This is a genomic window from Hymenobacter sp. J193 (assembly GCF_024700075.1).
In the GTDB taxonomy this organism is placed as follows: Bacteria; Bacteroidota; Bacteroidia; order Cytophagales; family Hymenobacteraceae; genus Hymenobacter.
The window spans coordinates 1-22,355 of sequence record NZ_JAJONE010000001.1 but is presented as its reverse complement, the minus strand read 5'-3'; the positions used below and the strand labels follow the sequence as shown (position 1 = coordinate 22,355).

19 protein-coding genes and 3 pseudogenes are annotated in these 22,355 nt (G+C 61.8%); 12 read left to right on the top strand and 10 right to left on the bottom strand.

Annotated elements, in window-relative coordinates:
- Window positions 1–96: 96 nt before the first annotated feature.
- Together LRS06_RS00105 and LRS06_RS00100 are read left to right on the top strand one after the other, a co-directional pair.
- On the top strand, window positions 97–909 hold the full coding sequence (locus LRS06_RS00105) for a M48 family metallopeptidase (RefSeq protein WP_257869595.1): 813 nt from the start codon (window positions 97–99) through the stop codon (window positions 907–909).
- Between the two features lie 91 nt (window positions 910–1,000).
- Window positions 1,001–1,921 carry a diacylglycerol kinase family protein gene (locus LRS06_RS00100; protein WP_257869594.1) on the top strand — a complete coding sequence of 307 codons (921 nt, stop codon included), beginning with the start codon at window positions 1,001–1,003 and terminating at the stop codon, window positions 1,919–1,921.
- On the opposite strand, the gene LRS06_RS00095 is transcribed toward LRS06_RS00100, so the two are convergent.
- Together LRS06_RS00095 and LRS06_RS00090 are read right to left on the bottom strand one after the other, a co-directional pair.
- Entirely contained in the window at window positions 1,848–3,086 is a 1,239-nt protein-coding gene (locus LRS06_RS00095; RefSeq protein WP_257869593.1) for a metallophosphoesterase, read from the bottom strand. The two genes, LRS06_RS00100 and LRS06_RS00095, sit on opposite strands and share 74 nt — an antisense overlap.
- 264 nt (window positions 3,087–3,350) lie before the next feature.
- On the bottom strand, window positions 3,351–3,983 hold the full coding sequence (locus LRS06_RS00090; protein ID WP_257869592.1) for an LON peptidase substrate-binding domain-containing protein: 633 nt from the start codon (window positions 3,981–3,983) through the stop codon (window positions 3,351–3,353).
- Window positions 3,984–4,270: 287 nt separating this feature from the next.
- On the opposite strand from LRS06_RS00090, the gene mtgA reads away from it, so the two are divergent.
- Both mtgA and LRS06_RS00080 read left to right on the top strand, forming a co-directional pair.
- Window positions 4,271–5,011: a monofunctional biosynthetic peptidoglycan transglycosylase gene (gene mtgA / locus LRS06_RS00085; protein ID WP_257869591.1), complete on the top strand. Its 741-nt coding sequence runs from the start codon at window positions 4,271–4,273 to the stop codon at window positions 5,009–5,011.
- 330 nt (window positions 5,012–5,341) lie between these two features.
- Window positions 5,342–5,743 carry a hypothetical protein gene (locus LRS06_RS00080; protein ID WP_257869590.1) on the top strand — a complete coding sequence of 134 codons (402 nt, stop codon included), beginning with the start codon at window positions 5,342–5,344 and terminating at the stop codon, window positions 5,741–5,743.
- Here LRS06_RS00080 and LRS06_RS00075 read toward each other — a convergent pair.
- Window positions 5,740–6,972: an App1 family protein gene (locus LRS06_RS00075; protein ID WP_257869589.1), complete on the bottom strand. Its 1,233-nt coding sequence runs from the start codon at window positions 6,970–6,972 to the stop codon at window positions 5,740–5,742. The genes LRS06_RS00080 and LRS06_RS00075 overlap by 4 nt on opposite strands.
- A gap of 135 nt (window positions 6,973–7,107) precedes the next feature.
- Complete coding sequence (locus LRS06_RS00070; RefSeq protein ID WP_257869588.1) at window positions 7,108–7,923, bottom strand: M48 family metalloprotease; 816 nt, start codon at window positions 7,921–7,923, stop codon at window positions 7,108–7,110.
- Between the two features lie 282 nt (window positions 7,924–8,205).
- Between LRS06_RS00070 and LRS06_RS00065 the strand changes: the two genes are divergently transcribed.
- Window positions 8,206–9,321: a DNA topoisomerase IB gene (locus tag LRS06_RS00065; RefSeq protein WP_257869587.1), complete on the top strand. Its 1,116-nt coding sequence runs from the start codon at window positions 8,206–8,208 to the stop codon at window positions 9,319–9,321.
- Between the two features lie 247 nt (window positions 9,322–9,568).
- Here LRS06_RS00065 and LRS06_RS00060 read toward each other — a convergent pair whose 3' ends face one another.
- Window positions 9,569–10,501 (bottom strand): hypothetical protein, encoded by a 933-nt coding sequence (locus tag LRS06_RS00060; RefSeq protein WP_257869586.1) that lies wholly within the window; start codon window positions 10,499–10,501, stop codon window positions 9,569–9,571.
- 32 nt (window positions 10,502–10,533) lie between these two features.
- Window positions 10,534–11,145: a hypothetical protein gene (locus tag LRS06_RS00055; RefSeq protein ID WP_257869585.1), complete on the bottom strand. Its 612-nt coding sequence runs from the start codon at window positions 11,143–11,145 to the stop codon at window positions 10,534–10,536.
- Between the two features lie 155 nt (window positions 11,146–11,300).
- On the opposite strand from LRS06_RS00055, the gene LRS06_RS00050 reads away from it, so the two are divergent.
- On the top strand, window positions 11,301–12,899 hold the full coding sequence (locus LRS06_RS00050; protein ID WP_257869584.1) for a hypothetical protein: 1,599 nt from the start codon (window positions 11,301–11,303) through the stop codon (window positions 12,897–12,899).
- Window positions 12,900–13,153: 254 nt separating this feature from the next.
- On the opposite strand, the gene LRS06_RS00045 is transcribed toward LRS06_RS00050, so the two are convergent.
- The 3 genes from LRS06_RS00045 to LRS06_RS00035 all read right to left on the bottom strand — a co-directional run bounded on the left by LRS06_RS00045 (window position 13,154) and on the right by LRS06_RS00035 (window position 16,552).
- A complete protein-coding gene (locus tag LRS06_RS00045; RefSeq protein WP_257869583.1) occupies window positions 13,154–14,689 on the bottom strand; it encodes an exonuclease domain-containing protein in 1,536 nt (511 codons plus the stop codon).
- Window positions 14,690–14,788: 99 nt separating this feature from the next.
- The gene (locus LRS06_RS00040) at window positions 14,789–15,265 is read right to left on the bottom strand and encodes a PA2169 family four-helix-bundle protein (protein ID WP_257869582.1); all 477 of its coding nucleotides are present in this window, start codon (window positions 15,263–15,265) and stop codon (window positions 14,789–14,791) included.
- A 99-nt stretch (window positions 15,266–15,364) separates the two neighbouring features.
- Window positions 15,365–16,552, bottom strand: a complete 1,188-nt coding sequence (locus LRS06_RS00035; protein ID WP_257869581.1) for an AI-2E family transporter — start codon at window positions 16,550–16,552, stop codon at window positions 15,365–15,367.
- A 193-nt stretch (window positions 16,553–16,745) separates the two neighbouring features.
- Between LRS06_RS00035 and LRS06_RS00030 the strand changes: the two are divergent.
- The 6 genes and pseudogenes from LRS06_RS00030 (at window position 16,746) to LRS06_RS00010 (ending at window position 21,225) form a co-directional block, all read left to right on the top strand.
- Window positions 16,746–18,664: pseudogene (locus LRS06_RS00030) on the top strand (DNA topoisomerase IV subunit B).
- A gap of 157 nt (window positions 18,665–18,821) precedes the next feature.
- On the top strand, window positions 18,822–19,298 hold the full coding sequence (locus tag LRS06_RS00025; RefSeq protein WP_257869580.1) for a BLUF domain-containing protein: 477 nt from the start codon (window positions 18,822–18,824) through the stop codon (window positions 19,296–19,298).
- 109 nt (window positions 19,299–19,407) lie between these two features.
- Window positions 19,408–19,884: pseudogene (locus LRS06_RS00020) on the top strand (PAS domain-containing protein); the annotation flags it as partial.
- Window positions 19,860–19,994, top strand: a pseudogene (locus tag LRS06_RS25490) (hypothetical protein); the annotation flags it as partial. The pseudogenes LRS06_RS00020 and LRS06_RS25490, both read left to right, overlap by 25 nt.
- Window positions 19,995–20,121: 127 nt before the next feature.
- Window positions 20,122–21,090, top strand: coding sequence for a PAS domain-containing sensor histidine kinase (locus LRS06_RS00015; RefSeq protein WP_308239922.1), 969 nt, complete (start codon window positions 20,122–20,124; stop codon window positions 21,088–21,090).
- Complete coding sequence (locus tag LRS06_RS00010) at window positions 21,091–21,225, top strand: hypothetical protein (RefSeq protein ID WP_257869578.1); 135 nt, start codon at window positions 21,091–21,093, stop codon at window positions 21,223–21,225.
- Window positions 21,226–21,572: 347 nt separating this feature from the next.
- On the opposite strand, the gene LRS06_RS00005 is transcribed toward LRS06_RS00010, so the two are convergent.
- A complete protein-coding gene (locus LRS06_RS00005) occupies window positions 21,573–21,860 on the bottom strand; it encodes a hypothetical protein (protein ID WP_257869577.1) in 288 nt (95 codons plus the stop codon).
- Window positions 21,861–22,355: the final 495 nt, after the last annotated feature.

Here is a 22,355-nt window from a genome sequence, read left to right as displayed (position 1 = left end):
CACTGCAACCCTGCTTACGCCTACGCGTTACACTGCAAACCCTGGCCTGCGGGCCAGCGGCGCTTCTCTCTCCCACGCCCCTATTCTCCCTCCATAATGCGCGGCAACCTACGCTACCTCATCGCCCTGATTGTCGGGGGCTTTTCACTGATTACCTACTACTGCAACCGCCAGACGAACCCCGTCACCGGTGAAACGCAGCACGTGAATATGACCACCGACCAGGAAATTGCCCTGGGTTTGCAGGCGGCCCCCGAAATGGCCCAGCAGTACGGCGGTTTGTACCCCGACCAGGAAGCCCAAAACACCATCGACCGGATTGGCAATGCCATTATCCAGGGTTCCCCGGCCGTTCGTTCCCCCTACAAGTTCGACTTTCATTTGCTGGCTGATGACCAGACCATCAATGCGTTTGCGCTGCCCGGCGGGCAGGTGTTCGTGACAGCGGGGCTGGTGAAGCAGCTTAAATCCGAAGGCCAGGTGGCCGGCGTACTGGCCCACGAAATCGGACACGTGATTCAGCGGCACTCAGCCGAGCAGCTGGCCAAGTCGCAGCTCACGCAGGGCCTGGCTGGTGCCGCTGGTATTGCCGCTTACGACTCCGAACGTCCCGGCGGCTCCATTGCCAATGCCGCTATAGCTGCTGCCGTGGCCAAAGTGGTGTCGTTGCGCTTCAGCCGCGAAGACGAGCTGGAAGCCGACCGCGTGGGCGTCGACTATGTATCCGATGCCGGGTACGACCCCCGGGCCCTGCTACAGGTGATGCAGGTGCTGGAGCAAAGCGGCGGCAAAGGCAGCGGCCCGGAGTTTCTGCAGACGCACCCGAACCCCGGCAACCGTACCCAGGAAATTCAGCAGGAAATCCAGACGCGCTTTCCCAATGGCATTCCGGCCGGCCTGAAGCCCTAACTATTCGCCCAAGCGCTGGTATCACTGCTGGCTGGCTCGCTGCCGGCCAGCAGTTTTTGTATCCTCAACTTTCGTCACTTTAATCTCCCGCATGCCTTTTTCCAAGTCGCTTTTGCTGCGTAATCTGCTCTTCGTGCTAAACCCTATTTCGGGCGACATCGACAAGGAAGGGCTGGAAGAACGTATTCAGGACTATTGCCGGGAGCACGGCCGCACCGCCACGTTTTTCCATACTTCCGGCAGCGACGACCTGGCCCGGCTGCGCCAGCACCTGCGGCAAGAGCCCGCCGAGGCGGTATTTGCGGCGGGCGGCGACGGCACCGTGAACCTTGTAGGGGAAGCATTGACAGGCACCGAAACGCCGCTGGGCATTCTGCCGCTGGGCTCGGGCAATGGCTTGTCGAAAGATCTGGGCATCGGGCAGAACCTGGAGGAGGCGCTGCCGCTTATCTGGCAGCACACTGTGCGCACCATCGACACGTTGCGGGTGGGCGGACACTTTTCGGCGCACCTGGCCGATCTGGGCTTCAACGCCCTGATTGTGGAACGCTTTGCTGCGGGGGACACGCGGGGGCCGGGGGCCTATGTACGCATTGCCATGCAGGAATACCTGGACTACGAGCCCGCCGTGTACCGCATCGAAACCGACCGGGAAACCTTCGAAGGGGCAGCCTTTATGCTCACCGTGGCCAACGCCAACACCTTTGGCAGCAACGTAGTCATCAACCCTGCCGGCCAGCTGGATGACGGGGAGTTTGAGCTGTGTCTGATCGAACCATTTCCGGGCACGGCTGCCCCCGGCATATTGTACCGCCTCTACACCGAAGGGTTCGACGAATCCCTCTATACCCGCCGCCTGTGCTGCCGGCACGCCCGCATTCATATTGTGGGCCAAGAGCAAGCGTTGGTGCAGGTGGACGGGGAGCCGCTGGAGCTGCCTATGCCCCTCGATATTCAGATGCTGCCTGCGAGCCTGCGGGTGCTGGTGCCGCTACCCGCACCGGCTGGCTAAGTTGCCAGCGGAATACGTCGGTGCCAAGCGGGTTGCCGGGTTCCAACGTGCGCAGCCATACCTCGTCGTTCGGGTAAAAATCGAGCACGAAAAAGCCCTTGTGCTCGTGTACGAAAGCGGCGCGCCCGCCGTGCTGCACAAAAGCCGTTTTGCTGCCCGCCCCGCTAACCAGATAATGGCTGCCCTGCTGCTGAAAATACTGCAGGTTGTGGTCGTGGCCGGCGGCGTAGATAAGGTTGGGGAACTGGTGCAGTACGCGCAGCAGGCGGCGCCGCAGGTGGCGGTAGCGGGGGTGGGCCATGTCCTCGGCGGCTCCCACCAGCTTGCGGTACACGGGCAGCAGGGAGCCAATAACGGGTAGCGGCAGGTACGCTTTCTTATGCACCGTGGTGAGCGGAAACATGTGCTGCCGGGCCGTGAACTTGCCACCGTGGATGGCATTGGAATACAGAGGATGATGCCCGGCCACAATGATCTGCTGGTGCTGGTTGGCCCGCAAAACCTGCAGCAAGTCCTGAAAAGGCGTGCTGCCGGCCGTAGCCGAGGGGCGCTGTCCCTGCTGCACCCACCACTGGGTATTCAGGACCACCAGCAGAATGCCGGGCGCCAGCTGCAGCGTCACGGGGCCGGGAAGGCCGTCGGCGGGCAGGAAGTGGGCGGCGGGCAGATGCTCTTGTACCAATTGCTGTTGCCGCAACACGTATTCCAGCCCGTTGGGGCGCCCCTTATTCCAGTCGTGGTTGCCACTGAGGTAGATAACCTGGCCGGCATAGCTCTCAAAAGACTGCAGCTGCGTGAGCAGGCGCCGCTCGGCAGCCGGGCGGCCGGCAGCGCCCTGCGGCGGAATACCGGTAGGGTACACATTATCACCAAGCAACACGGTGGCACTGGCTTCTCCGGCAGCCTGCTGCCAATCCTGCAGCAGCGTCAGCACCGGGTCGGGGCCGGTGGTAGCCACGGCACCGGTGTCGCCGATGAGGGCCAGCTGGTAGCGGCGGGTAGCAGCTGGCGGGGGCGTAGCGTCGGGCCAGCGGCCATAGGCGGGAGCCACCCACACGCGCCTCCGCCAGCGCCGTTCCTGCGTGTGCCGCACCAGAAGCCACACGCTAAGCAGCGCCACCATAGCCGCTGCCACATACCCGATAATCAAAAGCCCCGAAGTCACGTGCAGAACCAGCTATGTATACCGGCGTTTATACGGGCTTCTATGGCTGATAGCTATTGGCTCATCATTAGTTAGTACAACCCTCGGCCGGCACATTGTTTTTAGCCGACGCAGCTTGAGCTGAATCTTTAGTTACTCACCGCCTAACTCGGGCTGTGTTGTCAGGTGGGTTCCCAAAGCCCAATCTTGTTGCTTTGAGGGGCAGGATATAGACGAATTTTCCGTAGGCGAAACTGGCAATGTCGTCGAGGATGGCTGCGCCGCTCAAAAATTCGGAGGCGTGAGGTTTTTGAAATGGCCGTTGAGGCGGGAGCGGTCCTTGAGCCGCTCGGTTTCCAGCAGCATCGGGAGCACCTGTTCCAGGTGTTCGGCAATGAGCTCCTGGCGCTCCAGCTCACTGGTGGCACTTAGCAGCTGATATTCCTGCTCGGTGCTCAGACCCAGGTGGTGGCCCAGGTCGTAGGTGCGGTAGTCGATGGGGAGCTTTTGCAGCAACTGGCGCAAACCCAGCACGTCGTAGAGCTGCCGGAGGTAGCCCTGGATGCGGCGGTGCAGGTCGGCATCGGGGGCGGGGTCGTCGATAATGGGTTCGATGGTGCCGGCGGCATAGAGCTTGCCCGGGGCCTGCCGGAAAAACTCCCGGATGCGGAACACGCCCAGTGCCTCGGTGCGGATGTCCATTTCGCCGGTGGGGTAGGTTTTCTCGATGCTCAGCAGGCGCATTTCTGTGCCCAGCTCCCGCACTTGGTCGGTATACAGCGGAATGCCGAAGGTCAGGCTTTCTCCCAGGCAGTCGTGTACCAGCTGGCGGTAGCGGGGCTCGAAGATGTGCAGGTTGAGCTTTTCGCCCGGAAATACGACCAGATTAAGCGGAAACAGCGGAAGCAAACGCGGCATAAAGCAACAGGAGAAGGCGCAGACGGCGGAAAAGTAAGCAAATCCCCGGCGCAGGCCCACAAAACCCGTAATTTCGCCCGCTTGCCGAATTTGCTTGCACCTACAGTATCCTACGGCTGTCATGTTTCATCTGGCGTCCACGCAGTCGAAGCATCTTTACCGCTTTGTTGTACTACTGATTGATTATTCAGCGGTAGTGATGCTTCGGCTTCGCTCAGTATGACGTTCTTCTATAGGTCAGGACTGCACACTTCACTCATTCACCCATTCACCCATTCACTTTCCCCGTGACTGATTTTAAACTGTACTGGCGGCGCGGCTGGCAGCTGCTGCTGCAGGTAGGCGCTTCCCTGCTACTCACCACCATTGTGTGGGTGCTGCTGTACCGCTGGGTGTCACCGCCGGCTACCTGGCTGATGCTGGAGCGCCGCTCGCACCGCCCCGCCGGCTACGAGCACCTCGAAAGTGAGCGGCAGATTCACTACAGCTTTGTAGGACTGGAGGAGGTGTCGGCGCAGCTGCCGCTGGCGCTGGTGGCAGCCGAGGACCAGCGCTTTCTCATGCACCACGGCTTCGACGTGGATGCCCTCAAGAAAGCCGCGCAGCGCAACCGTGCCGGGCACGGCAAGCAGCTGGTGGGCGGCAGCACCATCAGCCAGCAGGTAGCCAAAAACGTGTTTCTCTGGAACGGCCGCAGCTACCTGCGCAAGGCCGCCGAAGCGTACTTTACGGTGCTCATCGAACTGCTCTGGGACAAACAGCGCATCCTGGAAATGTACCTGAACGTGGCCGAAATGGGCGACTGTACCTTCGGGGCCGAGGCCGCTGCCCAGCGCTACTTCCACAAACCGGCCGCCAAGCTCACCGCCTCCGACGCGGCGTTGCTGGCGGCCATTCTACCCAACCCGCTCAAATTTCGGGCGGCCAGCCCTGGCCCCCAAACCCGCGCCAAGCAGCGCCGGGTACTGCGCAACATGCGCCGCCTGGGCGGTACCCGCTTCGTGCAGCAGGTACTGACGGCGGAATAAGGCCTTCCGAAGCGAAGTCACACCAGTGCTCCGACAATCGTCGGAGCACTGGTGTGACTTCCCCGCCCCTCCAACAATTGTCGGAGCACTGGTATGCCGCCCCCGGCCTTTCAACAATGGTGGGAGAGCTGGGGGACTTATACTGGCCGCGAAGTGCAGTGCGAAAAGCCGGTAGGTGCGGGGCTTGTCCCCGCCCGCTGTACGCGCCGCTGGGGAGTAATCGTTCAACGGTGGGCGGGGACAAGCCCCGCACCTTACTTTGTGACGGGTATATGCCCGCCGGTACCGGCAGCCCGGCAGTTATATTGCTGGCCTACTCTTTCCTTTCGTATGCGCACTTTTTACCGGGCCCTGGTGCCCTTGCTTTTCCTCACCTCCGGCTGCGCTACCACGCGCCCTACGGCAGCCCGGCGGGATATTCTGCAGGTGCTCACTACCCAAACCGCTGCCTGGAACCGGGGTGATGTGGCTGGGTTCATGCAGGGCTACTGGCCTTCCGACTCGCTGGTGTTCATCGGCCAGAAAGGCCTGACTTACGGCTGGCAGTCCACGCTCGACAACTACCGCCGCAGCTACCCCAATGCTGAGGCCATGGGCCTGCTCACGTTTACTAACCTGCGGGTGGAGCCACTCCAGTGCGACGGCCGCGCACGTGGTGGGGCGCTGGCACCTGGCCCGCCCCGCCGTGGGCGATGTAGGCGGATATTTCCTATTAGTATTTTGCAAGCTTAACGGCCGCTGGGTGATTGTGGCAGACCACTCGAGCTAGCAGTAGGCGGCAGCGCGTGGGTACCGCCCTGGTCGCGGGCGGTGGTGGGGTCATCGGACGTAGCCTGGTCTTTGGCTTTTTCCTGCTCTACGGCCGGCACGGCTTCCGTGAACACAAGACCGCGCTCGGCGGCGTGCTTGGCGGCCTGCACGGTGTCCTTCACCAGCAGCATTTCCACCTTGTCCCCCCGCAATTCTTCGGAAACCTTCTCCACCATAGCCGAGCGGGCGGGCAGGTTCACGTCGCGGATGTAAATGGCCAGGATGCGGCCGGGGTGGCGGCGCACCACCTCGCGGTAGATGTTGGCGTCTTCCTGCCCGCTGTCCCCGATGAGCACGAACGGCAGCGTGGGGTAGGTGAGCAGGACGTTGTCGATTTCCTTGAGCTTGTGGCCGTGGTGGGCCGAGGCCTCGCCCGAGGATTTGCCTTTGAGGGCCATGTCGCGCAGCAGGATGGGGCCGGCCGGAATGTCATTCAAATGCAGGAAGTCCTCCAGCAAGTCAAAAAGATTCCAGGGCGAGCTGCTCACGTAGAAGAAGGGGTTGTTGCGCTTGCCGTTGCGGCCCAGCTGCAGCTGCCGGTAGAACTCGGCCACACCCTCGAAGGGTAGGCGGGAGCGGGCATTGCGCAGCAGCACGATGCGCGCCATGCGCAGAATATCCGTAGCCGAGGTCTGAATAACGGTATCGTCCAGGTCGCTGATGATGCCGTACTCCGCATCGGCAGGCGGGATGAGCACACGGGCCGTAGCCAGGAGCGGAGCCTCTGGAGCGGGCACACGCTGGGGCGGTGCTACCAGGCGAACATCCACCGGGTACCACATAAAGTTTTCCGGTGTCGGCAGCTGCTGCGGAGCCAGGTTCAGGGTGAAGTAGCCTTCCTCGTCGGTGGTGATGGGGTGCTGGCTGCCGTCGCCGGGCTCGATGCTAAGCCGGGCCCCCGGAATTTCGGTGCTCTCGAAGCGGCGGTACATGTTCAGCATGTTGCGTAATACCGAGTCTTCGTCGGCAGGCTCGCCAATGCCCCGGTCGGTGAGCAGGCGGCCCTTCACGTAAAGCCGCTCGGGCGTGCCGTAGCTGCGGTAGGGGACCAGCTGCAGCGGGTGCAGCAGCCCCAGTCGAAGGCGGGCGCGCAAAGCCAGATCATCCAGGTTTTCGCCCCAGTCGCTGAGTCGTTGTGAGAAAGAAGCCATAAGTGGAAATGCGGAGAAAGGAACAGTAGGAGTACGGGCTACTGCGGCCCCAATGTTACGCCCGGCCCGAAAACACCGCGGCCCGGCCGGCAAGGAAATTGCCAACCGGGCCGCAAACCGCAGGGTATAGCCCGCTTACAAAATGCGCTTCAGCTCCTCGAAGCTGGTGTTGGTGACGGTGCGACCCGCGCATTTCAGCTCCGCCGCCTTCGTTTGAATGGCCTCCACGCGGCTGCCGGGGTCGGGATGGGTGCTCAGGAACTCGGGGTCGGCGCCGCCTTCGGCCTGCGCCTGGGCTTTGATGAAGAAGCCAGCGGCGCCGTCGCAGGAATACTGCGTGGGGTTGAGGTACACCACCGAAAAATCGTCGGCCTCTTTTTCGTACTCGCGGCTGAACTTGAGCTGGCCCAGGTTGGCGGCCACCACCGCCAGCTGGTTGGGGTTTTCGCCCAGCACCAGACTCAGCAGCACCGAAATGCCATACTGCTGCTGCAAAGCTTTGGACGTGTGGCGGCGGTCGGCGTGGGCAATTTCGTGGCCCAGCACGCCGGCCAGCTGGCTTTCATCGTCGAGGAACTTGATGAGGCCGGTAAACACATAGATGTGGCCGCCGGGCGTGGCAAAGGCGTTTTGCACGTTGTCGTCCTTGATAATTTTTACGTCCCAGGGAAACTCGTTGCGGTACGTGAGCTGGCCCGAGTTCAGGACTTTGTTTACTACCCCATCAAGCAACTGGTAGGCGCGGGTGTTTTTGCTATCAGTGCGCTCCAGCAGCTGGCCTTTTTGGCGGTAGAGGGAGTCGGTTTCGTGGGCTACTTTTTCGCCCAGGGCTTTGTCATCGTCCACGGAAAACAGCAGCCGGTCGCCGTTTTCATCTTTGGCGCAGGAAGAGGCTCCGAGCGTAACGGCCAGGGCCAGCAGGAGGGAGGGTTTGAACAACAGGCGGAGCATGGGCAGAAGCGGATAAGTGAACAACGGAGCCGGCAAGAGAAAAAGTGTGCCAGAATGCTCCGGAGGCCGATACGACTGGTTTGCGGCCGGTGTTGCCTGCTCCCGCAGATTTAAGGTAGAGGGCAGGAAATTAGCGGCAAAAAAATCATTCGATACCAGCCTGGCGAAAGGCTGCCGCCGGATAAAGCCTCGCACGAACCCAAACTGCTACTTTCCGCTGGTTTCTGCGTACAGCAGGGCCGTGCTTTCACTGCCGAAGGCCGCGTACTGTTCTCCCCGCTTATGGCTACTGCTGCCCCGGCCACCCCCCGGCCCAAAGTCAAGAAAAAACACCTGGCGCCCCAGGAAGAAGCCCACGAGTTGTATAAGGACCCCGCCCGCCAGGCCGAGCTGGCGGGCCTGCGCTACTACTCCGATACCCGCCCCGGCCTCACGCGCCAGCCCGGCCCCGACGGCACGTTCCGCTACCTCGATGCTAAAGGTCAGCCCGTGACCGACGAAAAGACCCTGGCCCGCATCAACAGCTTCGTGATTCCGCCGGCCTGGACGGACGTGTGGATTGCGCCCACGACCACGGCCCACCTGCAGGTAACGGGCCGCGACGCCAAGGGGCGCAAGCAGTACCTCTACCACGCGGCCTGGGGTGAGGTGCGCAGCCTCACCAAGTTCAGCCGCCTGCGGGCCTTCGGCGAAAAGCTGGCCGAGCTGCGCCTGCAGCTGCAAAAAGACCTAAAGCGCCCCCAACTGGATAAGCCAAAAGTGGTAGCCCTGGTGCTCACGCTCATGGACCAGTCGTTTATCCGCGTCGGCAACAAGGAATACGCCAAAAAGAACAAGAGCTACGGCCTCACCACCCTGCGCGACAAGCATGTGCAGGTGGCCGGAGCCGATGTGCGCCTGAGCTTCGTGGGCAAGAAAGGTGTAGCCCACGATGTGACTTTGCACGACCGGAAGCTGGCCCGCCTGGTGCAGAAGTGCAAGGAAATTCCCGGTCAGCACCTGTTTCAGTACTACGATGCCGACGGCCACCGCCAGGAACTCGAATCGGGCGACGTAAACGACTACCTGCACCGCGTCACGGGCATCAGCCTTTCGGCCAAGGACTTCCGCACCTGGGGCGGCACCGTGAAAATGGTAGAGTGCCTGGAAAGCGTGCTGGCCGAAAACCCGGAACTGCCCAAGGAAAAAGTGCTGAAGCTGGCCGTGAAGGATGTAGCCAAAGGCCTCGGCAACACGCCCACCGTGTGCAGCAAATACTACATTCACCCCCAGGTGGCCCAATTATTCGAATCAGATAAGCTCATCGACTACCTGCGCCGCCACGACGCCGACCCCGCTGAAAACGACCAGCTAACACCCACCGAACACATGGTGCTGGATATGCTGGCGGCTTGTTGATGTGCTAATGTGGTTGAATGTGGGAAATGTGCTGATGCTTTGGCTGTCCTTTCGCCGCCGAAGCAAACCGTGCCAAACAGCACCAGATGCATTCTTCTGCCAAAAAGCGCCTGGCCTCGGCACGTCAGGCGCTTTTTCACATTTCAGGTCTTTGGGCGTTGTTCAGGACGGATTGCTTCGCGCTGTTCGCTATCAGATTAAAACATTAGCACATTTTCCACATTCAACCACATTAGCACATTAACCACTACCGCCCCGAGCCGTCCCGGTCGAAGGCGTGAGTGGCAACGCCGCGGGTAGTTTGGTTCTTGGTTTCGCCCGTGCTGGTGAGGGTGTTGTTGCGGCGCGTGTCGAAAAAGCGGGTTTTGCGGCGCAGGCCGGCCACGCGGGAGCTATCCTGCACGGTATCCTCGCCGGGGCCGCCATAGATGTCCACGAAAGGTGAGGCGCGCACCTTGCCGCTTATTTCGAACCGGTCTTTGCCTTCCAGGCCGTGCAGGACGATGGTGTGCGTCTCGCGCGGGTGAAACGTGCGCTGGTAGAGGGGCTGGGCTGTTTTCTTGCCTCCCATTGAGTAAACTGATACCACTGTGGTGCTATCGGTGCGGCGCTCCACCACAAACCGCTCGTCTTCGTCGGTGCCGGCTACCACCACGCGGTGAGCCTTAAGGCGGTAAAACTCGGCGGCAGCCTGGGGCAGAGCGGCCCGGCGGGCGCGCAGTCCGGCGGCCAGGCGGGCACCCTCGTGCCGGTAGATAGCGGGTGGTAGGCGGCGCACGGCCGAGTCGATAACGGCGTCGGTGAGGCGACGCTGCAGCTCGGCGGCCGCGGCCAGGTAGCGGGGGCGTGGCTGCTCGCTCAGGGCGCGCTCATCGATGTACTGGGCGTTGCGGGTGTAGCCCTCCACGCTTTCGAACTTCGGCCCGAACGTGCGGAACTTAGCCACGGCTTTGCTCACCAGCCAGGACATCAGGCCGTCATCAAACCGGAAAAACACCTGGTCGCGGTCCTGGGGCACCGGCCGCCAGAGGGTGCGACCATCCGGCTGCTTGAAGGCGGCCCAGCTCCACTGCCCCTCGTGCCGGTCCCAGTCGCCCAGCCACAAATCCAGCAGGCGGGCGCGCAGGAAAGCCGCTTCATCCAGGGCCGCTTTCGGCGAGGCGTAGCGCTCCGCCAGCACATCTTCCGATTCTTCCAGATCGAGTGCGCCGGCTAGGGGACCGTAGATGTTTTCCTTGCCTTCCCACTTTCTTCCAGCAGCACCACCCGGCCGCGCAGCCGCTCCGAGGTGGGGCCCAGCCCGTTTTCGGTGGCCGACACGTAATACAGGCGCGGATTGGTATGATACACGCCGGCAGCCTGGGCCAGCGGGGGCACCACTAGGGAGCCGTAGGGCATGCCGGCTGAGGTGGCGTCGCGCACAATAGTGAGAATGAGCGTGGGGCGCAGAAATTTGGGTAGGGCTTTGGTGGGGTCTTTATCCACGCTGCGCAGGGCGTAGGCGCGGCCGTCGGCCCCCAGCACCGTCATGCTGGTTGTCTGAAAGCCGCCGCCTACTTTGCCGGGCTTCAGCCCGCCGGGTACGGCCGTAGCCAGGTTAAGCACGGGCAGCGTGACGGGCTCGGCCCAGGCGTGGCGGTAGTGCTGGCCCAGCAGAAACCGCCCAATGGGCCCGCGCTGGTAGTGCCGCCCGGCCGTCACTACGGCGCTGTCGGGAGCCGCGGTACGGCCGCTGACCCGGGCATCGGGCTGAAAAAAATGGGAGCTGGCGCAGCTGGTAGCCGTCAGCAAAAGCGGGAAAAAACAGGGGAGAGGTAGACGCATGCACAAAGCCGGCTTTCGGCCGGTGCGTCCTTCAACGCAGCCGCGCCCAAAAAGTAAACGCGGGCCGCAACAACCGCCTGTGCCCGGATTGCGCTATAAGGGGCCGTAGCTATTGCTCAGCTTCTTCTGCGGGCTTGCTTTATCTTTTCTACTCCGTGCATTTTCCTTCCTTTTCACGGCTTCGGCCTTCGGTGGTGTTGCTGGTGGGCGGGCTGCTGTGTTCCTGCACCGAGCCAGCCCCGGCCTTTCCACCCCGCCCCATAATCCCGCCCGATTCGGTGGTGACGGTGGCTGCCGGGCCGCAGTACATGCGCGGGGCTGTGCACCGGTTTTTCTGGGGCAAGCACTACCGCACCGTCTGGCACCAGCCCGTGCGTGTGCCGGTAGTGAGCCTGCGTAAGCTCGTGCCCGGCGGCCTGCGCCCCACCGAGGCCGGCGGCAGCTTCCAAACCAAAAACCTGCGCCTGGTAGATAAGGACGGCCGGGAGTTTGTGCTGCGCAGCGTGGACAAAGACCCCACTAAAGCATTGCCCGAAAACCTGCGGGAAGGCATGATTGGCCGCCTGATGCAGGACCAGACCAGCGTAATTCAACCCTACGGCGCCTACATTGTGCCCCCGCTGGCCCAGGCCGCGGGCGTGTATCATACCAATCCGCGCCTGGTGTACATCGGCGACGACGCGGCGCTGGGCGAGTTTCGGAAAGACTATGCCAATGCCCTGTACCTGCTGGAAGAGCGGCCCGAGGGCGACCAGCGCACGGTGGCCAGCTTCGGCCGCTCGACCCGGGTTGAAAGCTCGCGCAAAGTGTTTACCAATTTGTTGTTCAAATCTGATTTCCAGGTAAATGCTCCGCAGTACCTGCGGGCTCGGCTGTTTGACATGTTTCTGGGCGACTGGAGCCGGCGCGAAGACCAGTGGCGCTGGGCTTCCTTTGCCACACCCGCCGGCGGGGTGCGCTACGAGGCTATTCCGCGCGACCGGGACCACGCCTTTTTCAAGTTCGACGACGGGCTGCTGACCCACATCATTGGCTGGGTGAAAAGCAACTACCAGAGTTTCCACGAGGAAATCCGGCTGGCCGACGTGGAAGGCCTCAACCGCGCCGCCCGGCCCATGGATAAGTCGTTGCTGGTGTACCTTTCCCGTGCCGAGGTACAACAGGTGGCCGATTCGCTGAAAAAACGCTTATCGGACAAGGTCATTGACGAAGCCCTGGCTGCCTGGCCCCCCGAAATCCGGGAGCTGTCGGGGGCGGAGTTCCGGCGCAAGCTGCGCAGCCGCCGCAACCAGCTGCCTGCCGTGGCCGACAAGTTCTACGCGCTGCTGGCCCGCGACGTGGAAGTGCCCGGGACCGACCAGGCCGAGCGGTTTGTGCTGGAAAACGCTGGCCCCGCGCAGGTGCGCCTGAGTGTGTACCGGCGCGGCACTGCCCTAGCCGACAGCCTTATCGGGCAGCGCACGTTTCTCACGACCGAAACCAGAACCCTCAAGCTCTTCGGCCTGGGTGGCAACGACCAGTTCGACCTGCGCGACCTGCCCGAAACCAACCTCGCTATCAGCATCTACGACGGCGCCGGGCAGGATGGTGTACGGGTAGTGGGTAAGCTGCCGGCCCGCCCCGGTGTTACGGTCTACAACAGCGGCGACGGCAACGTTATCAACCTACCCAAAAGCATCAAAGTAGAAGCATACCAGCCCAAAGCCGAAGAGTTCGACGCCGCCGGCTGGCTTCTGCGCCACCGGTTGTATTAAGTTGGGGCAGGTGATGAGGTAACATGTGACAGGTAACAAGTAACATACTGTCATTGCGAGCATGTGGCGCATCAAGCCAGTGTCGAAGCAAGCCGTCCTGAGCAACGCACTAACCCCTGAAATGTAAAAAGCCCTTGGCGTAAGCATACGTCAGTGGCTTTCTGGTAAAAAGATGTATCTGGTTTTGAAAAGGACGGATTGCTTCGACACTGGCTTGATGCGCCACATGCTCGCAATGACAGTACCTGTCACCTTCACTTAAAAATCTTCACCTTGTCCTTGTGCTTGGTGCGCAGGTACTGGCGGATGATCTGCTGCACGTCCTTGTTGTCGTTGTAGCGCTTGATGGCGTCCTTGAAATCGACGAAGCGGCGGGCGGAAAACGACTCATCCACGTAGCCGAAGCCCAGGTAACGGCCGTTTTCTACCACCACCAGCGTCTTCTCATCTTCGCGCCGGCCTCGCCCCAGCACCACGAAGGAGCCGTGCTCGTAGGTGAAGCTTTCCACGGCTTCCTCCACGCGCTTGTTGTATTCCTCGGCGGGCTCCAGGCCCAGGCAGGCACCCTTGCAGCGGTGCACCTGGTAGTCGAAGCAGGAGCCCGGGGTTTTGTACAGGTCACAGAGCTTCTGGCAAAGGTTGAACTTCGAGACTTTGTGGAACAGGAAGGCCTTGGCTTTGTACTGGTTGGCCAGCGCAATGAGCGGGTGCGACTGGGCATGGTCGTCGGCCTTGCCGTAGTAGAGATGCTTGTACCCTTGGTCGTCGGTACGCAGGAAAATACCCGCCGGAAACACTGAGCGGCGCTGGGCGCGGTTGTAGAGCGGTTTCAGTCGCTTGATTTCGTGCGACTCATAAAGCAGCGCCACCAACTCCGAGCCCGTCAGCTCCCAGGTAATGTCGGAAATGGAGTTCTTGAACTCGATGCTCTTGCGCGACTTGTAATCGACGGCGAAGTGCTGCTGAATGCGCTTGTAGATATTAATGCTCTTGCCCACGTAGATAACCTCGCCGGCCTCGTTGTGGAAGTAGTACACGCCGGCTTCCTGGGGCAGGCTGCTCACTTTCTCGGGCGTGATGTTGGGGGGCAGCAGCGCCGTGCGGATGGCCTCGCGCACGGCCTCCACCTTGCGGGCGGAAGGCTGCTTGGCTGGCTTCTTCCCGCCCGGCGCCAGCGCATCTACGGCCGCCAGGGTATCGGCCGGGCTCACGGTGGGGTTGCGCAGGGCCTCGTCCTGCTGGCTGATTTTCAGGAGCCGGTCGAACAGGATGGCGGTGGCGCCAGCGTCGCCAGCGGCGCGGTGGCGGCCATTCAGCGGAATCCCGATGTTCTGGCACAGCTTGCCCAGGCTGTAGCTCGGCTGCCCCGGCATCAGGGAGCGGCTCAGGCGCACGGTGCACAGTGTTTTGCGCGAGTAGTTATAGCCCAGGTCCGCAAATTCCTTTTTCAGAAAGGAGTAGTCGAAGCGCACGTTGTGGGCCACAAACACGCAGCCTTCCGTCATTTCCACCACTTTGCGCGCTACCTCGTGGAACTTGGGCGCGTCGCGTACCATGTCATCGGTGATGCCGGTGAGTTGGGTGATGAAGAAGGGGATGGGCCGGCCGGGGTTCAGCAGGGTGTCGTACTGGTCCACCACCTTTTCGCCATCGTGAATGAAAATGGCAATTTCGGTGATGCGGTCCTGGGCGGGCTGCCCCCCGGTGGTTTCAAGGTCGATAATGGCGTACAAATGCGGCGGATTCTGAAGCGGAAACTTGCTAACGTGCTTGGTAACAAAGATAGCCACTGATAAGGTTGCAACCGCCCTGCCCGCCCGCCTCAGGCCCCAAAAAAAAGCGCCCGCCAGCGGAAGCTGACGGGCGCTTTCTCAAAGCAGGCGAAGCGATTAGCTTACGCGGCCTTTCTGCTGGGTAACCCAGTTTTTAGCCGACAGAATGTCGCCGTGCTGCTGCTGAATCACGTTGCGGGCTTCTACGGGCAGCTCACTGGAGCGCAGGGCCGTTTCATAGGCCTGCAGAGCCACGGCGTCGCCGGTTTCGCACTCGCCCAGGATGGCCGAGTCGTCTTGGCCCGTAATGGCCGATTTGATGTTGATCCAGCCGCGGTGCAGGGCGGCAGCGGCGTCGGTAAGGGCACCTTCTACGGTGCTTTCCTGGCTAGGGGCTTCCACGCCACTGCGGCGGGCAGCCTGCTCCAGGTCGGCGGCAAACTGGGCGCGCTGCTGGCTGAACTTGCTTAGCTCTGCGCGCAAATCGGGGCTGGTTACACCCTCAGCGGCCTGCTGGTAGCCTTTGGTGGCGGTTTTATTGATTTCGACGAGGTCGTTGAATGCGCGGGCGGTATTATCGGTGATGGCAGCCATCGGTAAAGTATGTTAAGGTGGTTGGAAAGGAATTCAGGCGAATCGAAGCCGGATATACAGCCGATTCTGCCCGTGTATACTGTGCATGTATGGTCGGGGTTACGAGCCCTGGCCCATGATGCGCCCCCAGAGCCGCTTGAAAAAGCCCGGCTCGCCGCCCGCCACGCTTTGGATAGTGTCTTCTCCCTCGGCCGTATCGCCCAGCAGAAAGCCCCAGGGCTCGGTGGCTTTGCTGGCATCCAGCACCACCTTAATCACCGCAATCAGCGGAATGCTCAGAATCATGCCGGGGGTGCCCCAGAGCTCGGCGCCCAGCACCAGCGCCACAATGGCCGCCATGGGGTTGATGCTCACCTGCGAGCCGGTAATCATGGGCGTAATGAAGTTGCCTTCCAGAAACTGCACGAAAGCAAACACCCCGATAACGCCCGCTGCATGCAGGGGGGAGCCGGTTTCCACCAAGGTAATAATGGCCGGGATGCTGGCTCCCAGCATAATGCCGATGTAGGGGATGACGGCCAGCACGGAGGCAAAAATGGCAAAGAAGATGGCAAACTTCACCTGCAGGGCCAGCAGCCCGATGGCGTTGAGCACGGCCACAATCACAATGACCTTGAACAAGCCCGAAATATAGGCTTGCACCACGGTCTGGATGTTGTCGAGGGTGTTGAGGGCGGCCGTGCGCTTGTCGGGGCTCACGAAGCGGAACAGAAACTGGCGCAGATGGTCGCGGTAGTACAGAAAGCAGAAGATGTAGATGGGCACCTGCAGCAGGTTGCCGACTACAGCCGAGGTCATGTTGAGTGTGGAGTTGAGGTAGCCGCCGCTGCTCTTCTTCAGGGAGTCCAGCGTGGATTTCTTGAGCTCTTCATCCGAAATAGGCTCGATACCGAAGCGGTTGGCCGCCCAGGCCTGAATGTCGTGGAAAAACTGCAGCAGCTTGTCCTGCAGCTTGGGCAGCTCATTCTTGAACTGGCCCAGCTGGGAGCCAAACCCGAAAACGATACCCGCAAACACCACCACCATCAGCAGCAGACACAGGATGATGGCCAGCACCCGGGGCACGCCTTTCAGCTCCAGCCAGCGGCTGATGGGCAGCAGCAGCAAGGCAAAAAGCGCCGAGAACAGCAGCGGCAGCAGCACGTCGTCGAGAACTTTGAGCGAGTATACCAGCAGTACGCCCGACAACAGCAGGAACGCAAACTGGATGACGGGCGTCTGGCGCACCTCAGCGTTGGGCTTGTGGCCCGAGGGGGGCAAATGATGTTGGGTAGAGGGAGGAAACATTTGGCTAATACGATTAGGAAATAGGGGAGAGGGAAAGAGCTGTTGGTGAAGCGGCAAAAGAAAAACGTGAAACTATTTTCACTGTCGTGCCGGTTGGGAGAGGAGTTTTTGCTAATTTTACTAGCGCAAGCCCGACGCGGAAAAGGTCAATTTTCTGCGTTATTTTACCTCGCATACGTTTACCGGATTCCCGATGGCTGAACCACAAGTACTCCCCGCCCAACACGCATACACCGAAGACAGCATCCGCTCCCTCGACTGGCGCGAGCATATCCGGCTGCGCCCCGGCATGTACATCGGCAAGCTCGGCGACGGCTCCAGCTACGACGACGGCATCTACGTGCTGGTGAAGGAGGTTATCGACAACTCCATTGATGAGCACGTGATGGGCCACGGCCGCACCATCGACATCAAAATCTCCGACCAGCGCGTGCAGGTGCGCGACTACGGCCGCGGCATTCCGCTGGGCAAGGTGGTGGAGGTCGTCAGCAAAATCAATACGGGCGGCAAGTACGACAGCAAGGTCTTTCAGAAATCTGTGGGCTTGAACGGCGTGGGCACCAAGGCGGTTAATGCCCTCAGCAATTATTTTCTGGTGCAGAGCGTGCGCGACGGGCAAATGAAGGCCGCCGAGTTTGAGCAGGGCGTGCTCAAAACCGACGCCAAGCCCCAGCCTACTTCCCAGCGCAACGGCACGCTGATGGTGTTCCAGCCCGACGACACCATCTTTAAAAACTACCGCTTCATTCCGGAGTACCTCGAAAACCAGGTCTGGAACTACGTGTACCTGAACGCGGGCCTGACCATCAACTTCAACGGACAGAAGTACTTTTCCGAAAACGGGCTGAAGGATCTGCTGGCCCGCAAAGCCGACCCCGAGAGCCTGCGCTACGACATCATTCACCTCAAGGCCCCGGATATTGAGCTGGCCCTCACCCACGGCAACGAGTACGGCGAGGAATACTACTCCTTCGTGAACGGGCAGTACACCACCCAGGGCGGTACCCACCTGGCCGCTTTCCGCGAGGCCGTAGTGAAAACCGTACGCGAGTTCTATAAAAAAGAGTACGATGCGGCCGATATCCGCGGCTCTATCATTGCCGCCATTTCGGTGCGGGTGCAGGAGCCGGTGTTTGAGTCGCAAACCAAAACCAAGCTCGGCTCTATCAACATGGGGAGGACGGCCCTACCGTGCGCGGGTTCATCCTGGATTTCCTTAAGGAGCACCTCGATAACTACCTGCACAAGAACCCCGCCGTAGCCGAGGCCCTCAAAAAGCGCATCGAGCAGAGCGAGCGGGAGCGGAAGGACATGGCCGGGGTGAAAAAACTGGCCAACCAGCGCGCCAAGAAAGCCAACCTGCACAACCGCAAGCTGCGGGACTGCCGCTTCCACCTGGGCGAAACCAAAGAGCCCGAAAAGGCCCTGCTCACCACCCTGTTCATCACGGAGGGGGACTCGGCTTCCGGCTCCATCACCAAGAGCCGCAACGTGGAAACGGAAGCTGTGTTCAGTTTGCGCGGCAAGCCTCTCAACTGCTTCGGGCTCAAGAAGAAGATAGTGTACGAAAATGAGGAGCTGAACCTGCTGCAGCACGCCCTCAACATTGAGGAAGGTATTGAGCACCTGCGCTACAACCGCGTGGTTATTGCCACCGACGCCGATGTGGACGGCATGCACATCCGCCTGCTGCTGCTGACCTTCTTCCTGCAGTTCTTCCCCGATTTGGTGCGCAACGGCCACGTGTTCATTCTGGAAACCCCGCTGTTCCGCGTCCGCAACAAGAAAACGACCATCTACTGCTACAACGAGCAGGAAAAGCAGGCCGCCATGCGCCAGCTGGGCCGCAATCCCGAGGTGACCCGCTTCAAGGGCCTGGGCGAAATCAGCCCCGACGAGTTCGGCAAGTTCATCGGCGACAACATCAAGCTGGAGCCCGTTATCCTGCAGTCGGACCGCAGCATTCAGCAGGTGCTCACGTACTACATGGGCAAGAATACGCCCGCCCGCCAGGAATTCATCATCGACAACCTGCGCCAGGAAAAAGACCTCATCACCTCCGACGTGCTGCCCGTGAGCGAGCTGGCCGAGGAAGATATGGCCTTTGCGTAACCATACTACCGAGCCATAAAATCAAAAAGCCTCACCTGGCTCCGGCCCGGTGGGGCTTTTTGATTTTAGTGGCAACAGGCGCATAAATACCCGGAAAGCCCGGAACGGGAGGCGCAGCAGCGGGGCCTAGTTAGCAAATGCGTTGTATTTTGGCAGCATGAAGCATATAGTGTATCTAAGTCGGGCTGTACATGCGTTGACCGACCACGACCTGCAGCACCTGCTCGACCAGAGCCGCCACAATAATGAGCAGCATGGTATTACCGGGGTGTTATTTTACAGTCACGGCAACATTGCCCAGCTGTTTGAGGGAGAGGACGCAACGGCCGACGCCTTGTTTGCGCGCATTGCCCAGGACGGCCGGCACTCCCACGTGCGCAAGCTCGTAGACAAACCCATTGCGGCCCGCAGCTTTTCCGACTGGTCCATGGCCTTCCACCCGCTGGTAGCGGAGGGCTTCGAGGCCTTGCAGGGGTTTCTGCTCCCGCATCATATACCGCCCGCCCCGGATTCACTGCCCATTGCCGATGCCCTGGTAGTCGAGCTGGTACGGCTGGCCGTCTTTGGTTCCGACCCTCGCAGCCTTACCACCACGTGTTGCCCCTGGCACCCTGACAGGCGGCAGCCGTTTTAGCGGCTGTTGCCGGACCGCCCCGCTTTATTTCTTATGAGTCTGCACCAGCCCGGGCGCTGTCGTGGGCATTTACTACCAGTCCGTGAAACCTTCTTCTCCTTTTGAGCAGATGCTGCGCCAGCTGCAGGCCGGCGTGGCCACCCTGGAAGGCCCCGACCTGCGCTATGGCTTCATCAACGACCGGATGCGCGAGCTGGTGGGCGAAGGGCAGCCGGGTCAGCGGGTAACTGAGTTTCCGGGAAACCTGCCCTCAGTTTTCCTGGAGATGCTGCCGCGCATCTACGCCGACGGCAGCGACCATACGGCCAAGGCCTGCGCCTGCGGCCCCCGCCACTGCTACGACCTCTCGGTGCAGCCTTACCACGACGAGCAAGGGCAGGTATCCGGCTTGCTTTTGCTGGCGGTAGATGTTAGCGAGCAGGAAGCGGCCCGGCAGCGGGCCCACGAGCTGGCCCTCACCACGCGCCACCTCGATGCCCGCCTGCGGGTGCTCACCGAAACCGCGCCGCTGATGACTTACACCGTGGACGCGGCCGGGGCCGTTACCTACGTGAGTCCGCAGTGGTACCGCTTTACCGGCCAGCCGCCCACGGCCGACCTGACCGCCATCTGGCCTCTGCTGGTGCACCCGACGACCGGCTGCGGGTGCTCTACGAATCCGCAGCCGGTCGTCGCACGGGCACGGGTTGGAACTTCGAGTATCGTTTGCGCCGCTACGATGGCGTGTACCGCTGGATGCTGAGCCGTGCCCTGCCCGAAGTGCATCCGCCCGAAGCGCCTTTTTTCTGGCACGGGGCGCTAACGGAGGTACACCTGAGCGGAGCTGAGCGAGGCCCGCCGTCGGGGAGAAGCCGAGCTGCGGTTCCCGGCCGACAGCATTCCCGAGCTGGTGTGGACCGCCTCTGCCGAAGGCTTGGTGGACTACTACAACCGGTTCACCATGGAGTATACCGGCCTGACCAAGGAAGAGCTGGGGCCCACGGGCTGGGTGGGCCTGCTGTACCTGCAGGAGCAGGCGGCTGCCGCCCGCCGCTGGGTGCAGAGCGTAGCCAGTGGGGAGGCGTTTGAGGGCGAATACCGGCTGCGGCGCTACGATGGGGTGTACCGCTGGCACACCATCCGGGCCCGGCAGCTAAGCGACGAAAGCGGCCCACGCTGGTTTGGCACCTGCTCCGATATCGAAGAGCAGTACCGGCTGCGGCAGGTGCTGCAAACGCAGTACGATGAGCTTTCCCGGGCTCACCACAACCTGGATACGTTCGTGTACGCGGCCTCGCACGACCTGCGGCAGCCCACCAACAACCTGCGCGGCCTGTTCGAGGAGCTGCGCCGCTCCGCTTCTTTTGCCGACCCCGAGCAGGCCGTGATGCTGGGCATGGTGGATACCGCCCTGGCGGAGCTGGATAGCACCCTCATCGACCTGGCCACCACCGTGCGCACGCAGCGGCAGCAGGAGCCCGTGGAGGTGCTGGATATGAGCCTGGTGCTGGAAGAAATCCCGCTGGGTTTGCGCCCCGAGATTATGCAGCGCGGGGCGCGCATCGACGTGCAGGTAGGCGAGGCCCCGGGCCTGCGCTACAGCCGGGCCAACCTGCGCTCCGTGGTGCATAACCTGGTGAGCAACGCGCTGAAGTTCAGCCACCCCAACCGCCCGCCGCTCATCGTCTTGCGCAGCTACCTCACCCCGGATGGGCAGCCCGTGCTGGAAGTGCGCGACAACGGCCTGGGCATGCACATCGACGATCCGGCCCACCCGATATTCCAGCTTTCGCCCGCCAGCACACCCACGTAGATGGCACGGGCGTGGGCTTGGTACCTGGTGCAGCGCATCGTGAGCAGCCAGGGCGGGCACCTGGCCGTCACCAGCATTATCGGAGAGGGAACCACCTTCACCATCCACTGGAACACGCCCAGCAGTAGCAGCTAACGTCCCACGGAGCTCACATGGCTAACGCCCTACCTGGCCGGTGCCAGGTGGGGCGTTGGGTTGGTCAGCGCACCGGGACAGAAGCGTCAGGCCGAAGCTGCGGGCGTGGTGGGCGCGGGCGCCGGCGCGTCGTAAATCACGTAGTCTTCGTGCTTGCTCACATCGGTCTGCACGAAGGCGGCTTTGCCGGCCTCACACAGCTCTACCAGCTCCTCGTAGAGGGCATTACCGGCCGTCAGGCGCTGCTGGGTAGCCGCCGCTGCCCCCGATTCCGCGTCGTGCTGCTTCGCCTATGGCGGCCAGCAGGGCCGCGTTCTGGGTTTCGAGCAGGGTGAGGTCGGCGGCTTTCAGACCTTGGACGCGTAGGCCGCCAGGTTGGCGCGGCCCACGCGCACGGCGCGTACCAACCCCAGGTACAGGTCACCTTCGGAAGCCGAGTTCAGGCCGCTGGTGCCAAAGGCCTTGTACTGCGGGGTACGGTTGTCGTGCACCAGGCCCACCATACCCATCACGCGCTGCATAGTGCCCAGGGCGGCGGTGCGGGCGGCTTCTTTGGCCTGGGTGGCAGTAGCGGCGGCCTGCACGCCCTCGCCCTCGGTGGGCAGGGCCACGAAGGCGGTGAGCAGGGCTTGCAACTCGGTGATGCGGGCCGACGGATGCCGTACCCGGCCAGGGCTGCCTGGTCGCGGCGCAGGTAGCCAAGCTCGGTGGTGGTGGTCACCAGAGCGGCCTGGGACATGCTGTACTGGGGGATTTCGGGTTCTTTTTTCATAGATAGAGGAAGGAAGTATTGGAATAGCTGCCAGCCCGGTGCGCTCCGCCAGCGGCCTGATAAGCTGCACAATTTCAATGGCTTTGCAAGCCTGCTAACTCTGCGGCCGGCGGCCGGTCAGGAACTTCAGCGCGGGCCTCCTATGGGTGTGGCCGCTCACCCAGGAAGCTGGGCGCGCGCCTCCCGGGCTTGCCGCACTCGTCCTGAGCTACCGCCGCTGCTTTCGATACGCCGACGCGGCGTCCTACACCTCAGCGCGAGCGTCCTTGACGTCAGCGCGAGCAATGGCAGGTGCCCAAAAGGCCGTTTGGAAGCGCGTAGGAGGGGATTAGGCGAAACAGAGGGAAGCCCGCCCGCT